Annotated in this window: 14 protein-coding genes; 11 read left to right on the top strand and 3 right to left on the bottom strand. The window is 37.3% G+C overall.

The features are described 5' to 3' along the window. The first annotated feature begins 531 nt into the window (after positions 1-531). From MHB40_RS24825 to MHB40_RS24810, 4 genes are all read left to right on the top strand, one after another. The gene (locus MHB40_RS24825) at positions 532-1,944 is read left to right on the top strand and encodes a C4-dicarboxylate ABC transporter permease (RefSeq protein ID WP_342533626.1); all 1,413 of its coding nucleotides are present in this window, start codon (positions 532-534) and stop codon (positions 1,942-1,944) included. A 17-nt stretch (positions 1,945-1,961) separates the two neighbouring features. Further along, positions 1,962-3,140 carry an amidohydrolase gene (locus MHB40_RS24820; RefSeq protein ID WP_342533625.1) on the top strand — a complete coding sequence of 393 codons (1,179 nt, stop codon included), beginning with the start codon at positions 1,962-1,964 and terminating at the stop codon, positions 3,138-3,140. A 152-nt stretch (positions 3,141-3,292) separates the two neighbouring features. Next, positions 3,293-4,249 carry an AAA family ATPase gene (locus tag MHB40_RS24815; protein ID WP_342533624.1) on the top strand — a complete coding sequence of 319 codons (957 nt, stop codon included), beginning with the start codon at positions 3,293-3,295 and terminating at the stop codon, positions 4,247-4,249. 24 nt (positions 4,250-4,273) lie between these two features. Continuing rightward, positions 4,274-4,912 (top strand): RNA ligase family protein, encoded by a 639-nt coding sequence (locus tag MHB40_RS24810; RefSeq protein WP_342533623.1) that lies wholly within the window; start codon positions 4,274-4,276, stop codon positions 4,910-4,912. A gap of 185 nt (positions 4,913-5,097) precedes the next feature. On the opposite strand, the gene MHB40_RS24805 is transcribed toward MHB40_RS24810, so the two are convergent. Next, the gene (locus MHB40_RS24805) at positions 5,098-6,288 is read right to left on the bottom strand and encodes a coenzyme F420-0:L-glutamate ligase (protein WP_342533622.1); all 1,191 of its coding nucleotides are present in this window, start codon (positions 6,286-6,288) and stop codon (positions 5,098-5,100) included. A gap of 122 nt (positions 6,289-6,410) precedes the next feature. Here MHB40_RS24805 and MHB40_RS24800 point away from each other — a divergent pair, with 122 nt between their 5' ends. Beyond that, positions 6,411-7,328 (top strand): LysR family transcriptional regulator, encoded by a 918-nt coding sequence (locus MHB40_RS24800; RefSeq protein ID WP_205446212.1) that lies wholly within the window; start codon positions 6,411-6,413, stop codon positions 7,326-7,328. 16 nt (positions 7,329-7,344) lie between these two features. Here the strand turns inward: MHB40_RS24800 and MHB40_RS24795 are convergent, their stop codons facing one another. Continuing rightward, on the bottom strand, positions 7,345-8,226 hold the full coding sequence (locus MHB40_RS24795) for a LysR substrate-binding domain-containing protein (protein ID WP_342533621.1): 882 nt from the start codon (positions 8,224-8,226) through the stop codon (positions 7,345-7,347). Between the two features lie 113 nt (positions 8,227-8,339). On the opposite strand from MHB40_RS24795, the gene MHB40_RS24790 reads away from it, so the two are divergent. Further along, entirely contained in the window at positions 8,340-9,359 is a 1,020-nt protein-coding gene (locus tag MHB40_RS24790) for a YeiH family protein (protein ID WP_342533620.1), read from the top strand. Positions 9,360-9,470: 111 nt separating this feature from the next. Here MHB40_RS24790 and MHB40_RS24785 read toward each other — a convergent pair whose 3' ends face one another. Next, a complete protein-coding gene (locus MHB40_RS24785) occupies positions 9,471-9,803 on the bottom strand; it encodes a heme oxygenase (RefSeq protein ID WP_342533619.1) in 333 nt (110 codons plus the stop codon). Between the two features lie 219 nt (positions 9,804-10,022). Here MHB40_RS24785 and MHB40_RS24780 point away from each other — a divergent pair, with 219 nt between their 5' ends. The 5 genes from MHB40_RS24780 to MHB40_RS24760 all read left to right on the top strand — a co-directional run bounded on the left by MHB40_RS24780 (position 10,023) and on the right by MHB40_RS24760 (position 15,543). Continuing rightward, complete coding sequence (locus MHB40_RS24780; protein WP_342533618.1) at positions 10,023-10,709, top strand: response regulator transcription factor; 687 nt, start codon at positions 10,023-10,025, stop codon at positions 10,707-10,709. Continuing rightward, positions 10,693-12,108, top strand: coding sequence for a HAMP domain-containing sensor histidine kinase (locus MHB40_RS24775; RefSeq protein WP_342533617.1), 1,416 nt, complete (start codon positions 10,693-10,695; stop codon positions 12,106-12,108). Before MHB40_RS24780 ends, MHB40_RS24775 begins: the two co-directional genes overlap by 17 nt. A gap of 206 nt (positions 12,109-12,314) precedes the next feature. Continuing rightward, the gene (locus MHB40_RS24770) at positions 12,315-13,016 is read left to right on the top strand and encodes a polyphosphate polymerase domain-containing protein (protein ID WP_342442044.1); all 702 of its coding nucleotides are present in this window, start codon (positions 12,315-12,317) and stop codon (positions 13,014-13,016) included. A 19-nt stretch (positions 13,017-13,035) separates the two neighbouring features. Next, positions 13,036-13,719 (top strand): DUF4956 domain-containing protein, encoded by a 684-nt coding sequence (locus MHB40_RS24765; RefSeq protein ID WP_131521792.1) that lies wholly within the window; start codon positions 13,036-13,038, stop codon positions 13,717-13,719. A 42-nt stretch (positions 13,720-13,761) separates the two neighbouring features. Further along, complete coding sequence (locus MHB40_RS24760; RefSeq protein ID WP_342533616.1) at positions 13,762-15,543, top strand: CotH kinase family protein; 1,782 nt, start codon at positions 13,762-13,764, stop codon at positions 15,541-15,543. The last annotated feature ends 18 nt before the right edge of the window (positions 15,544-15,561 follow it).

The following is a 15,561-nucleotide window of genomic DNA, read 5'->3' as shown; positions in this document are numbered from 1 at the left end:
ACCTCTATAGATGGTGAGAAGAAGGTAATTGTGATACTTTTTTAACTGGTTGTCCAACCACCCTTTGAATAAAGTGAGAGTATTCAAACGCAGGTGATATGGGGGGATTGAAACAGGAAATTTATCATACATCTACTTCGGAAAGAAGTATAGTCTAGAAATTATTGTAAATTTATGCTATAATAATAATATAAAGAACATAGAATTATAACGATAAAGGCTGGTCCACAAATAGGTGGAGCAGTCTTTTTTATATGTAGAAATCACACACATTATTCCTATTTTTGAAGAAATTATTATTATTTTTTGTTTTTCATCATTTATTGAGGTAGTAAAAAATAATTTGACGGAATTATCAAAAAATATTGACATTTTCATTTCTATTTTTTATTCTTTGTATAAAGTTTCCGTTAATCGGAATGTTTTTCCGTTGAATGGAAATTTGGAGTTTCTAAGAAAGTAATTCATTGATATTTTGCCCTATGTCTCGGTTCAAAGATTAAAGAAAATAATTGTTAGGGGGAGAAAGTTATGGTAAACCTGCAGCAAGAAAAAAAGATAGATGAACCACGCATAAAAGGAATTAATGCATTTGTATTAATGTTTATTATTATTTTAGTTATGTCTTTATTGACCTATATTTTACCAGCAGGTCAGTATGAAAGAGTCGAGAGTAATGGAAGAATGGTTGTAGATCCAGAATCCTTTCAATATATTAGTTCAAATCCTGTTGGTTTTCTTGAAATATTTAATAGTGTGCATTTGGGGATGCTTGAAGGTGCTTCCATTATCTTATTCGTCTTTTTATTCGGTGGAGCTTTAGGGATTATGCAAAAGACAGGGGCGATTGATTCTTTTATTAAGGTTATGGCCTCAAAGTTTGGAAGACAAGAATACGTATTAATCCCTATTCTAGTTTTAATATTTGCTAGTTTAGGAACACTAATTGGTTCCGCAGAAGATACGCTTGTATATATAGCTATAATTATCCCGTTAACGATGGCGCTCGGAATGGATGCGATTACTGGCTTTGCCATCGTAATGCTAGGTACCTTAGCAACGGGCTTTACCTCAGGTATTACAAATCCTTTTAACATCGGTGTAGCACAAACCATTGCAGAGCTTCCAATGTATTCAGGGATGTCATATCGAATAGTGGTATTCATTGTGTTTTATATTTTGACTGTACTTTATATTTACAGACATGCAAAAAAAGTGAAGAGTGATCCATCGAAAGGAATCTACGGAAAGTTTAAACGTGAAGAAAGCATTAAAATTGATTTGGACTTTAAGATGAGTCCACGACATTTGCTAGCGTTACTGGTGCTTTTGGCGAATTTTGTAGCATTGATTGTAGGGGTAATAAAATTTCAGTGGTATATAAGTGAAATTGGCGGAGTCTTTTTACTAAGTAGCATTATCATGTCGATTATTTGTAAAATTGGTCCGAATAAAATGGCTGAAGGTTTTATTTCTGGTGCTCGAGATATGGTGGAAGGGGCATTGATCATTGGATTTGCGCAAACAATTCTGGTGATTACTACAAATGGAGGATTAATTGATACCATTCTTCATTTTGTTTCGAATACTGTAAGTGTGCTCCCTGCTTCGATTAACGCGGTAGGAATGTTTTTACTTCAGCTTTGCTTAAATTTCTTAGTACCATCTGGGAGTGGACAAGCAGCGTTAACAATGCCGATAATGACACCTTTAGCAGATTTAATCGGTGTAACTAGACAAACAGCAGTATTGGCTTTCCAGTTTGGCGATGGTATCTCGAATATGGTAATTCCCACAAGTGGCGTTTTATTAGCGGGATTAGCAATAGCAGGCATTCCATTTTCAAAGTGGGTTAAGTGGGTATTTCCTTATTTTCTGATACAGACAGGCTTAGCGATTAGTTTGTTAGTCATTGCTCATCTCATGAACTATGGACCGTTTTAATAGAATATATAATAGGGGTGTTTAAATTGATTGAAACAGTAAATTTAAAACAACAGGTTATTAAGTGGCGTCAACATTTGCATATGCATCCTGAATTATCACATCAAGAGTATAAAACAGCTCAATACATTTATGATCAATTAATAACGTTTCCACATTTAGAGGTGAAGCGTTTAACAGAAACAAGTGTATGTGCCTTTTTAAAAGGGACAAAAACAGACGGTAAAGGGCATACGATTTTACTTCGAGCCGATATTGATGCTTTACCGATTGAAGAAGAAACAGATTTGCCCTTTAAGTCGAAGAATCCAGGTGTTATGCATGCGTGTGGTCATGATGCTCATCCAGCAATGTTACTTGGTGCCGCAAAGGCATTGGCTGAGCGTGGAACCGATTTTAATGGAGAAATTCGTTTTGTTTTTCAGCATGCTGAAGAGGTAACTCCAGGAGGGGCTGCTCAGCTGGTTTCACTAGGAATTGTAGAAAATGTAGATTACGCTTTTGCTCTACATGTAAGTCCTGATTATGAAGTAGGGCAATTTGCTATGAAAGATGGTAAATTCACTGCTGCAGCAGATGATTTTGAAATTAAAATTTATGGGCGAGGAGGTCATGCATCGACACCAGAGGTCGCCATAGATCCATTGATGATAGGTTCAGAAATTGTCGTAGCTCTGCAAACAATCGTGTCGCGCAAAGTTCCAAGTACACATGCTCCTGTTTTAACTGTTGCAAAGTTTCATTGTGGAACAGCTTTAAATATTATTGCAGATACAGCAGAGCTTGGAGGAACGATTCGTTCGCTAGATGCTAAAATTCGTGTAGATGCACGAAAATATTTAGAGAAAATAGTTACAAATATTGCTTTTATGCACGATGCAAAAGTAGAAATTAAATGGGAGCTAGGTTGCCCTTCTGTGACAAACGATAAAGAATTAACGGCATTATCCCGTAATATAGCTAGCGAGATTGTAGGAGCATCAGGTGTAAAGGAATTACCTGAACCAATATTCGGAACCGAGGATTTCGCAGATTTTTCAGAAGCTGTTCCTTCATCAATGCAATTTATAGGGGTACATAATAGAGAGTTTGGTGATGCGTACCCATTACATCATCCTCGTTTTAAAATTGATGAAGAAGCGCTTATTTATGGCGTTCGTTACTTTGAAAATGTAGCACGGACACTGTGTCCATAAGTGCCCTTATCTAGTTAGTTAAAAACTCATATAATTATGAAGGCATGAGTACGGAACATGACTCATGTCTTTTCATTTTCTTACTGCTAGAAATCTAGGCTAAAGGATTGTTCTTTTAATACGATATAGACATTTGAAGGGAGGTGAAAATAATGAAGGTAATCTTTACAGTAGGGTTGCCGGGGAGTGGAAAAAGTACATTTGTGAAACAACTAGCCCAAAGGGAGAATGCAGTTGTTCTTTCTAGTGACGCTATACGACAGGAATTGTTTGGTGATGTAACTAAGCAGAAATCACGTGTGGTCTTTCGCACATTATATGAGCGTCTGAATAGCTTAGTGGCAAAAGGGTTTTCTGTTATTGTGGATGCTACTAATATTGAACGGGAGCGCAGGATGTTTGCACTTCGTAAAATACCAAGTACAGCTCAAAAGGTATGTTATTACTTTGATACATCTTATTCAATTTGTGTAGCCAGAAATCAGCAACGGAAGCGGCATGTACCATTAATCGTGATGGAAAAAATGAGAAAGCATTTAGAATTCCCGACAGTAGGAGAAGGGTTTGATGAAGTGCATATTGTACATGAATCAAGTCCCTATGATATTTCTCGACAACAGTTTATTTCACTCATACAAAGCAACCCCACTTATGATGAACTTTTTCAAACACTTCAAGCAGTCCCACTTTTTAAAGAAATTTATCAATTCGATCAAGAAAACCCATTCCATCAATATTTACTATGTCAGCATACGTATTTTGTGTATGCGTATATGAATGAGTACTATTTGGAAAGCGATAAACTTGCTCTTCAAATAGCCGCATTGTTCCATGATGTCGGTAAACCATTTTGCAAAAAATATAAACCATCGCAACAACGTTATGGTTATTTTGGGCATGAAAATGTATCTGCTCAACTGGTTTGCCATTTTCTATTAGAGTTGGGCTTTGAAAAGGAATTTGTATTAAAGGTTGTTCATTTAGTGCAATTTCATATGTTAATCCAGTATGGGGGCGATAGAGGCGGAAGCCAAATTTATCATTTATTAGATGGTGATTTATTAACAAGGCTTTATTTTTTCCGTGAGGCAGATCAATTTGCCAAATAAACAATAGGAAAAGGAAGTGAAAATATGACAAAATTCATGAAATACCCAAGAAGTTTTCATTTACCGTGGAGCAGAGGCTATACCCATGATGATAAAGTTGCTAGAAATGTGAATCATTTTATTGGAAAAGAGGTTGTTGTCACTGAAAAGTTGGATGGAGAAGGTACAACACTTTACAGAGACTATATGCATGCTAGAAGTATTCATTCGGCAAATCACCCCTCAAGAAATTGGGTGAAAACATTCCATGCAAGCTTTGCTTATCGAATTCCAGATGGCTGGCGCCTATGTGGTGAAAATGTTTATGCAAAGCATTCTATTTATTATCAAGCATTAACAAGCTACTTTTACTTGTTTAGTATTTGGAATGAAGAAAATGTTTGTTTGAGCTGGGATGAGACGGTTGCCTTTGCAGCAGAATTAGGTATAGAAACAGTGCCTGTTTTATACCGAGGAATTTTTGACGAAGGACAGATAAAACGTACATTTACTGGTAAATCAATCTTTGATGGTGAACAAGAGGGGTATGTCATTCGAAATGCTGGCTCATTCCATTACGATGATTTCCGATATAATTTAGGGAAATTTGTGAGACCGCAACATGTTCAAACAAGTGAACATTGGCTACAGGAAGAAATTATGCCAAATAAATTAAAATCATAACCAATTAAGAAGAGAAGGGACTGAGAACAATGTAATACTATAGCAAGCATTCAAAAATCATATATTACGAGGTAGTTGCAAGGAGTGCATATCCCTTTTCACAGGGATTACGGGTTCGATTCCTGTTATCCTCACCATAAAAAAATGAACTCTCTTCATTAGTACGAGAGTTCATTTTTATTTGTTTATTTCGTGTAATTATCGAAGTAACCTTGAATGTAAATCATAGGTGTTCCTTTGTCACCTGAACCAGATGTAAGGTCAGATAGGGAACCGATAAGGTCTGTTAAACGACGAGGTGTTGTTCCTTGTGCAGCCATTTGACCTGTTAAATCTTCATCTTTATTTTGAATGTATTCAGAAATAGCAGCTTTCAATTCTTCGCCTCGAAGGTCTGCGAAATCATTGTCTGCTAAATATTTCAATTTAACCTCGTTCGGTGTTCCGTGTAATCCAGCTGTGAATGCAGGTGAAACAACAGGATCTGCAAGCTCCCAAATTTTACCTACAGGATCTTTGAATGCGCCGTCACCATAAATCATGACTTCTACTGTTTTTCCTGTAGCTTCTTTGATTTTTGCTTGGATACCGTCCACAATTGGTTGGCAAGTATGCGGGAATAATTTAACACTATCCTCCGTCGCTTTGTTTGAGCCAAGAAGACCATACTCAGCATTGAAACCAGAACCATTAATAGATTCAGCTAAAATATTATCAAGGCTGTAAACTTTTTCTGCACCGTTCGCTGTTAGAATACGTTTTGTGCGGAAACGTGAATGAATATCACACGTTAAGATACTCTTTGTGTAATTTAAAATTGTTTTTGGATTATTAGAGAAGATAACCTCACACGTAGCCCCTTCTGCTTCAATTAACTCTTTATAGTATTCAATATAATCTACACCAGTAAATGTGTGTTTTTTATAGCCAAAATGCTCGCGGAATTCAACCTCATTTAGTGTATCCGTCCATGGGTTAATACCTTTTACATCGAGCTCATCAATATCTACAAGGTGATTACCAACTTCATCAGATGGGTAGCTTAGCATTAATACAACCTTTTTTACACCTTTAGCAATACCTCGTAAACAGTTTGCGAAGCGGTTTCGACTTAAGATTGGGAAGATAACGCCTACCGTATCATCACCGAACTTAGCCGCTACATCTACAGCGATATCATCAATCGTTGCGTAGTTGCCTTGTGCACGTGCCACGACAGATTCAGTTACTGTCACAATATCACGATCCTCGATTGCATATCCTTCAATTTTTGCAGCATTTAACACTGTATCTACAACGATTTGTTCAATATTATCGCCTTCGTTAATAATAGGACCACGAAGACCTCTTACAACTGTACCGATTACACGTTCCAATTTAATCTCTCCTCATTCTATCTAGCGTAAAGTGAAATAAAATCCATATGATTTTACTATAAGGCTCGTTAATGATATAAGTAAAATTAATAGTTCATATAATAGCTATAAGAGGTGCTTATATGATAGGGAAATTAGATTTATATCGTGTTTTTAGTGTTGTAGCAAAAAATAATAGCTTTTCAAGTGCAGCAAAAGATTTATATATGACACAGCCAGCTGTTAGTCAGGCTATGATGCAATTAGAAAATGAGCTTGGTACACGTCTTTTTAATAGAACCCCTAAAGGTGTGACATTAACAACAGAGGGAAGCCTTCTTTTTGAATATACAAATTCAGCTTTAGGGCTTTTAGATGCTGGTGAAGAAAAGTTGCTTGAATTTAAAAATTTAACAACAGGGCAATTAAAAATAGGGGTAGGTGATACTATTTCACGCTTCTTTTTAATGCCCTATTTAGAAGCATTCCACACAATGTATCCGAATATCAAATTGCAAATGCTAAATGGTACTACCTCTGAAATATGTAATTTTATTAAATCGGGTGAGGTAGATATAGGATTTTGTAATTTTCCAATAGAAGATTCAACATTACAGTTAACGGTATGTACAGATATTCAGGATATTTTTGTCTGTGGGGAAAAATATAAAACACTTTCATCTAAAAGTTTAAGCTATGAGGATCTTTTGAAATTTCCGCTTATCTTTCTAGAGAAAAAATCAAATTCACGGAAGTATGTGGAAGATTATCTCTTTGCAAGAGGGGTTCATATAGAACCAGAGTTTGAGCTAGGTTCACATGATTTGGTACTAGAATTTGCTCGTAGTAACCTCGGCATTGCATGTGTAACAAAGGAATTTTCAAAGGACTATCTTCAACGAGGTCTTCTTTATGAATTAACTTTAATGGAAAGTATTCCAGCAAGAAGTATTGGTATGTGTTATTTGAAGTCAGTGCCCCTTTCTAGAGCTGCGACGAAATTTGTCGAAATCATTGAAAATAAGCGTTTCAATACGAGAAGAACGATAAAAAAAGCTTAGCGACGAGAAAAGTCAGCTAAGCTTTCTTAGTTAAGACATCAATCAATATGTCGACATTGCGCTTATTTTTTATCGTTGGTGAGCAAAGATAAGAAAATGTTCGCATAAAGTGCTGCCCTTCAAGGGGCAAAATGGTCATATCTCCATTTTTTAATTCACGTTCTATAACACAGGCAGACAATAAGGAAAGACCAAGTCCCTGTATAACACTCTCCTTTACTCCCTGATTACTGCTAATGGTCAAAAGTGATTGAATCTGCAGACCATTTGCTCTGAATAAATGATTCAGATAATAACGTGTTCCAGAGCCTTCTTCACGCGCAACCCAGCTTTGCTGCTGGAGTTTATCAGCAGTAAGAGAATGTTGCTTTGTAAGAGGATGATTACTGGCACTGACAATAAATAGCTCATCTTGCATAAATGGCTTAATGACGAGTTCATTATCATGAGCCTGCCCTTCAATTAAACCAATATCGACTTGCAGTAATTTTGTATATTGAATGATTTCTTTTGTATTGCCAATAATAATTTGAAGTTCTAGTTGTGGGAATTGTTGCTGTAGGCTGGCTATGATTGGAGGCAATATATATTCACCAATCGTAAAGCTTGCACCAATGACTAGTGTACCTTGTACCTCTTGATGATAGGCAGCGATATCTTCTTTTGCAGCTTCAGTGATAGCCATGATTTGCTTTGCTCGTTTATAAAGAATTTCACCAGTTGGTGTAATTTGCACCGATTTTGGTGAGCGAATAAATAAGGTTGTTTGTAATTCTTGCTCTAGGTTCTTAATGTGTAAGCTAACACTTGGCTGTGAAATATGAAGTATTTCAGAGGTCTTCGTAAAATTATTGACCTCGACCAGTGTGATGAATGTTTTTAAAGCATCATATTGCATATCTTCACCTCTATTATTAGAAATATTAATAATAACGATTATATATATGTATTTTACTAATAGTGTGCTCTTTATTAAAGTAATAATCAACAAGGGAGAAAGAAGTGAACAACATGGTTAATAGACAGAATAAAGTAAAATCCACCCTTAATCCAAATTTCTTGAAGGGAATATTGTTAACACTCCTTATTGCTTTAGTAGCGAAATATATTGCTACATTTCCTTTCTTTTCGATATTGGGACAGTTGGTTATTGCCATTATATTAGGGATGGCTTGGCGAGCAGCATTTAAAGTACAGGATTCATGGCAAGTAGGTATTGGATTTTCCAGCAAGAAGCTATTACGCTTCGGTATTATTTTATTGGGCATGCGCTTAAATTTGGCAGATATTTATCATGCGGGAGCAAACGTTTTTTTAATTGCAGTCATTAATTTGCTATTTGCATTAATTGTTGTGTATGGGCTAACAAAAATATTTAAAGTCGATCAGAAGCTAGGGATTTTAACGGCTTGTGGGACAGCCATTTGTGGAGCTGCTGCAGTAGTGGCAATCGCACCTCAAATTAAAGCAAATGAAAAGGAAACCGCCGTAGGAGCCGCGATTGTTGCGTTATTGGGGACTATATTTACACTCATTTATACGGTACTCTATTCCATTATCGATTTAACACCTTCTGCGTATGGTATTTTCGCAGGTGGTACATTACATGAAATTGCTCATGTGATTGCAGCTGCCTCTGCTGGTGGAAATGAAGCAATTGATATAGCAGTTATCGTGAAACTAACACGTGTTGCCCTGCTCGTACCTGTAGCGATTATAATTGGTATTTTCTATCGAAGAATGGACAAAAGCGAAGAGAAAAAGGCGTTTTCATTATCGATCATACCGTGGTTTATTTTAGGCTTTTTAGCGATGAGTGCTATCAATTCTTTAGGAATTATACCAGCGAATGTATCGACAGCATTTGTAAATATTGCTTATATCTTAATTGCTATGGCAATGGCCGGTTTGGGATTAAATGTTGAGATTAAAACATTTAAGGAGCTAGGTGTAAAGGCATTTATTGCAGGTTTAATTGGCTCAGTCTGTCTATCCGTACTGGGCTATCTACTAGTCATTCTTTTATATTGATTTAGTCAATGATTCTTATAGCAAGAAAAAAGACCCTGCATGATTGTTCAACATGCAGGGCTTTTTAGATAGAATCAGAAGATAATGTATAAGTAATTTAATTGCCGTTCATTAACTTAAAGCTTCGATAGAAGATGCTAATTCAGCCACTACTATTTTGCTGCCGATAATTGGACTGTCAGCTTTTTCTCCCTCAGAACCTGAATTTGGACGTTGATGGGCTGCAGCAAATGCATCGCTATTACGCCATGCTTGGAAATGCTCCTTGGATTCCCAATACATATTAACACTCATTTCGTCATAAGTAGGATCATCGGTTGAAATTAAAACCTCTACTTTATGAAAGCCTTCAAACTGTTGTAGAGGACCTGGCTTTGTAAAATTTGGTGCCATTCTCGTAGCAAAACCGGGTTTTACCTGAATACGATTCGTTACAATAATCATGCTTTTACCCCCCTTAATTTCATTTACTAGGTTTTCGAATGAATTATCATTGATTATCATTCGCACTCAATGATAAGTGGCTTAGGAAGACATTGTCAATAGATGACCTCTATATATTCTCTGCTAGTAGTTTTTGAACGATGGATAGGCTGACATTTAACTGACATAATCCGATGCTATAATGAACATAAGAGCAAACTAGTAACGAGGTGATTGACTTTGGCAAACATTTTAGTAATAGAGGATGAATATGCAATAAGCCAGGTTTTAAAGGTGTATTTACAAAAAGTGGGTTATAGTGTGACACAATGTTTCAATGGTGGCCAAGCCTTGGACATGTTTCGTGAAACACAGCCAGACCTAGTGTTGCTAGATATTATGTTACCTGAAAAAAATGGTTGGTCCATTTTAAAAGAAATAAGAGAACGAAGTACCTGCTCTGTTATCATGTTAACAGCATTAGGAGAGGTTAATTACCGTCTAGAGGGGTTTGATCATGGAGCAGATGATTATATTGCCAAGCCTTTTATCGCAGATGAAGTTGTTGCAAGAGTGAGGGCTGTTTTAAGGCGTGCTGAAGGCAGCCCAGATGCATCTGTTATTAAGCGGTATGGGTCTCTAGCAATTGATTGTAAAGCACATAGAGTGTTTTTGGGTGGAGAAGAGATTGTATTAACGCCAAGAGATTTATCGGTGCTTATGTTTTTAGCTGACCATCCCAATCAAACATTTACCCGTGATCAGCTTATAGATCAAGTTTGGGGTTGGGAGTATGAAGGTAGTGATCGTGCCGTAGATTTAGCCATAAAGAGACTTAGGAAGGCATTAAAAGAATGGGATGAGGCAGAAGGAGAAATAAAGACACTACGTGGATTGGGGTATCAGCTAAGTGTTCCAAAAAAATAAGCGTATATCCTTACTCCAATATTGGACGAGCCGTTATTTACTAACACTTTTCATAGGCTTAGCTATTATTTCGTTAATCTCAGCAGCATGGATTCGTCATACAACATTTGAAAATCGATTAGAATTGATGGAGTTTTTAGCAGACGAGACGGTCTATCGTTTAACGGATACAACAAATCCTAATAATGGACCTATAAAGGGTATTCCAGGTTTTATAGGGGATCGAGAGCGTTTTAATATGAAAGAGATCGATCCGATTTTGTACGTTGTAGATACTGAGGGCAATATACTGACAAGTAACCGTCCAGTACCACCTGGTAGTGCCAAAAATGTAGCTGGCTTGTTGGATGGAAAAGAAGGTACTAAGGAAATAAAGGATGGACTTGAACCTGAATATGTGGTGAAAAGAAAGATAGAAAATAATAATGAGTTATTGGGCTGGGCCCTGGTGATGGAGAAGAAGGAGAATTTAACAAGGGTTAATCAAGCATATGGACAGCTTGCCATATTAATAGGAGCGTTAGCTTTATTAGGCTGGATCGCTATTTACTTTTTGTCAAAGCGCTTGGCCCATCCCATTAAACAAGTAGCAGAGGCTGCCAAGCATGTACAGGAAGGCAATTATGCAATTGATTTGCCTCAAGATAGTAAGGAAAAAGAGGTCTATGAGCTTGTTTCCTCCTTTAAAAACATGGCAAATAAATTAGAACAGCTGGAGAAAACTCGAACGGAATTACTAGCAGGTGTCACCCATGAGTTGAAAACACCTGTCACCTCTATAAGTGGTTTATTACAGGCGGTAAGAGATGATGTTGTAACGGGACAGGATGCTATGGAATTCATTGAAATGGCTATGGTTGAAACGACAAAAATGAAAACAATGGTTGGGGACTTACTTGCCTTTAACCATTTTGCTGTCGATGCTATCCCCGTGCAGATAGAGTCCGTAGATGTTAATCAGCTACTGAAAGAGGCGGTGGCACAGTGGGAAGTAATGCAGGAAGAGGAACATGTAAAAGTTCATTTACATTTGTTAGAACAACCTATGCTGGTACAGGTAGATATTGTTCGTGTCCAACAAATCATTACAAACCTTTTAACCAATGCTAAACAGGCGATGGACAAAGGAACCATCACCTTGACGTTGATAGATCAAGGAGAAACTCTGTCGGTGAGGGTGAAGGACACAGGTCATGGTATCCCTCTAGAGGATCAGGCATTTATTTTTGAGCGCTTTTATAGAGGAGAAAATAAAAAATATACTGTTCGCGGCTTGGGTTTAGGATTACCACTTAGTAAAATGATGGCCCAATCTGTCGGAGGCGATTTGCGATTAATCGAAAGCAATCCCTCTGGAACACACTTTGAATTAGTACTGCAAAAGGCTACTGCGCTATAAGAGCGTGGTAGCCTTTTTGAGGGTTTAACCCGTCTCTCAGAAATCTGCTTTGTATTGTAAAAGATAAATGAAGAATATGTAAAGCTGACATCTGCCTGACACAAAAGCCCTTTATAGTAAACGATGTAGACGAGAAATGAACAAAGGGACGAGCATCAATAAGGGTTTGTCGGTTTGACACTAATACAAGTAGGGAGAGTGATGAAATGCCAATCGTTACTTCATTTAATCCAAACGGTCGCCAAGAAATTAAACAAGCGATCTCCTATCCAGATTATGCGTTATTAAAAACCAAGCTTCAGCATGTTATGCAGCGGGACAAGCATGCGGGTTTAGACGGTAAATATTTGATACGTAGTACGTACTTCGATAATTTTTCCAATAAAGTGCTAAATGAAAAAAAAGAGGGCTTTATCAATCGAGACAAATATCGGGTACGCATATACGGCAAGTCTAGTGCTGTTATTAATCTGGAGCGGAAGAGTAAACGTAACAATGTTACCTTTAAAACAAAATGTGCAATATCTCAAGCTGAGTATGAAAAAATGCGTATCGGGGAGATATCCTGGATGGAGAATGATGACCGAGGGTTAATTCGAGATTTATATCAAGAGATGAATTACAACCAGCTAAGACCTACTACGGTAGTGGATTATGAGCGAGAGGCCTATATCTATCCGTTTGGTAATGTGCGTGTGACGTTTGATAGTAAGGTGCAATCAAGTCTACGCAACACTGATATGTTTAATCAAAACTTGCCGATGGTGGATGTACTGGAGCCAAATCTTGTGATCTTAGAGGTAAAGTACGATGAATATCTGCCAGACATCATCAAGTATTTACTACAGTCGGTGGATACTCGTGCAGAGGCCTATTCAAAATATCAGCTTAGTCGTATGTACGGCTAATAATAAAGGAGAATGAACAATGGATACAATTAAATTTAGTGATATTTTTAAATCCAACTTTTTAGAAAAAACAACCTCATTTTCATTAATCGATTCCATTATTGGTTTAGTAGTCGCGTTTTTTATTGGGCTTTTCATTTACGCTGTTTATAAGAAAACCTTTAATGGTGTCATTTACTCACATTCATTCAATATCTCATTACTTATTATGACAATGGCAACAGCATTAGTGATTATGGGAATCAGTTCAAATGTTCTGCTGTCACTTGGTATGGTTGGTGCTTTATCCATTGTACGTTTCCGTACACCTATTAAGGACCCAATGGATTTAGTCTATATTTTCTGGGCAATTGTTTCAGGTATTTTATGTGGTGCTGGCTTTATCCCATTAGTGATTATTGGTGCTGTTTTAATCGGACTTGTATTGCTAATATTCGTTAATAAAATAACAGTAGAAAACCCTTATTTATTGATTGTAAAGTTTGAAGAAGAGCTAGCAAACGCTGAGATCGAGCGAATTATTGCTGCACAAACAAAAAAGTTCGCTCTCAAATCCAAATCCATTATGCAACAGAATGAAATCGAAACTACTTATGAAATTCGTGTAAAACAAAATGATGCAAAATTGATGGATGAGCTAACAAAGGTAGCAGGTGTAAAATCAGCCATTATGCTGAGCTATGATGGGAATTTCACAGCGTAATGACCTCATTAGCAAAAAGGACTACGATGAGAGGTGACGGCTATGATTAAAACACGAATTGTCTACCTGTGCATGGCAATTTTACTCCTTCTCTTTGTCGTGATATATGCTGTACTTCCGAATGTAGGCATTGAAACGAAAAATTCAGAGTTCTCCTATGAGAATATAGTATTTAATAAAAATAAAGTAACAACAGTTGATATTGAAATTGCGGAGGAAGATTGGGCTGATATGCTCGAAAATGCTTCGGCTGAGGAATTAAAACAGGCAGATATTACAGTAAATGGCAAGAAAATTGAGAATGTTGCTATTCGTACAAAGGGCAATCTATCATTACGATCGGTTGTCAATAGTGACTCAGATCGCTATAGTTTAAAAATCGATTTTGATTATTATGATGATACACAAAGCTTATATGGCTTGAAAAAATTAAATTTAAACAATAATTATAGTGATTCTACATTAATGAGAGAGTACATCTCCTATGAACTGATGGAGCAAATGGGCTTACCAACACCAGCACACTCCTATATGTATGTCACAGTGAATGGTGAGGAACGAGGCTTGTTCTTAGGAGTAGAAGCAGTGGATGAGACATTCCTAGCTAATAACTATGGCTCTAATGATGGCTTTTTATTTAAGCCAGATGGGACAGGCAGCGATTTAAAATATATTAGTGACAATATCGAAGACTATACAGGCATCGGATTAAAAACAAATGAAGGTAATATTGATCAATCCAAGTTGGTTGAAATGCTAGATGCTATTAATAATGGTGGAGACATAGAAAAGTATATTGATGTTGATGAAATGTTACGTTATTTTGCCGTCAACACAGCTCTTGTGAATTTAGATAGTTATCAAGGGAATATGAAACATAACTATTATTTATATGAACAGAACGGTGTGTTTTCTATTATTCCTTGGGATTACAACATGTCCTTTGGTGGCTTTGGGGCTGGAGGAGGTAGAATAGCAGGAGGAAACGGAGAAAATCCAGCTGACGCTTCTACTAATATGGAAAAACCAGTGGCACAAAACAATGGACAACCCACTCAGGCAGGTGATGGGGGTATGCAACAACGAGGTGGCGGCTTCAACATGGGAATGGGCATGTCCGGCGACTTGTTAGCTGATAGTGCTATTAATTTTAGTGTGACAACCCCTGTTTCTGGCACAACATTAGAGGAGCGGCCACTCCTAAATGCATTACTTGCTAATGAAGAATACAGTGCCAAATATGAAGGGTATCTAGAAGAACTAGCAACAACCTATTTAACAGAAGACTATGTCCAATCTATTACTAAAAACTTAGCGGTGCTATTAACTACCTATGTGGAAGCAGATCCAACTAAATTCTCTACTACGGAGCAGTTTTTGGAAGCAGTTGAAGGTGAAAAAAGCTTGCCTGAATTTGCTAAACAGCGCTCGGCATCTATATTAAAGCAGCTGTCTGGGGAGCTTGTAGTGGAAGCATCTACGTCTTCTCAGGGCAATATGGGTATGCCAATGCCAAATGAAAATGGTGAAATGAATTCGATGCCAGACGATTTTGATCCAAGTCAGCTACCAGAGGACTTTGATCCATCAAAGAGCCCGCCTTTTAATAGAGAGGGCGAGGGTCCGAGAGCAGGACAAAATGGGGAACAAATGCAACGCCCAGATGGAAATGGAGGTCCAATGGGGATACCGGGTGCGAATGGTGAAGCAGCCAATCAGGAACCTGTTATTGATAAAAATATGGTGTTTACAGCCATTACATGCCTAGTGCTACTCCTTTTCGCACTTCTCTTTGTTGTTAAATTTAAACGCAGAGGTCGTTAAAAAAAAACCATATCCAAT

The sequence above is a fragment of the Lysinibacillus sp. FSL K6-0057 genome (assembly GCF_038630885.1).
GTDB lineage: Bacteria > Bacillota > Bacilli > Bacillales_A > Planococcaceae > Lysinibacillus > Lysinibacillus fusiformis_F.
This window is presented reverse-complemented; position numbering and strand designations above follow the sequence as displayed.

What these genes read in the sequence shown, in the direction of transcription:
- MHB40_RS24825 (WP_342533626.1), top strand. Translation starts at nt 532, where the DNA reads ATGGTAAACCTGCAGCAAGAAAAAAAGATAGATGAACCACGCATAAAA.
- MHB40_RS24815 (WP_342533624.1), top strand. Translation starts at nt 3,293, where the DNA reads ATGAAGGTAATCTTTACAGTAGGGTTGCCGGGGAGTGGAAAAAGTACA.
- MHB40_RS24810 (WP_342533623.1), top strand. Translation starts at nt 4,274, where the DNA reads ATGACAAAATTCATGAAATACCCAAGAAGTTTTCATTTACCGTGGAGC.
- MHB40_RS24800 (WP_205446212.1), top strand. Translation starts at nt 6,411, where the DNA reads ATGATAGGGAAATTAGATTTATATCGTGTTTTTAGTGTTGTAGCAAAA.
- MHB40_RS24795 (WP_342533621.1), bottom strand. Translation starts at nt 8,226, where the DNA reads ATGCAATATGATGCTTTAAAAACATTCATCACACTGGTCGAGGTCAAT.
- MHB40_RS24790 (WP_342533620.1), top strand. Translation starts at nt 8,340, where the DNA reads ATGGTTAATAGACAGAATAAAGTAAAATCCACCCTTAATCCAAATTTC.
- MHB40_RS24785 (WP_342533619.1), bottom strand. Translation starts at nt 9,803, where the DNA reads ATGATTATTGTAACGAATCGTATTCAGGTAAAACCCGGTTTTGCTACG.
- MHB40_RS24770 (WP_342442044.1), top strand. Translation starts at nt 12,315, where the DNA reads ATGCCAATCGTTACTTCATTTAATCCAAACGGTCGCCAAGAAATTAAA.
- MHB40_RS24765 (WP_131521792.1), top strand. Translation starts at nt 13,036, where the DNA reads ATGGATACAATTAAATTTAGTGATATTTTTAAATCCAACTTTTTAGAA.
- MHB40_RS24760 (WP_342533616.1), top strand. Translation starts at nt 13,762, where the DNA reads ATGATTAAAACACGAATTGTCTACCTGTGCATGGCAATTTTACTCCTT.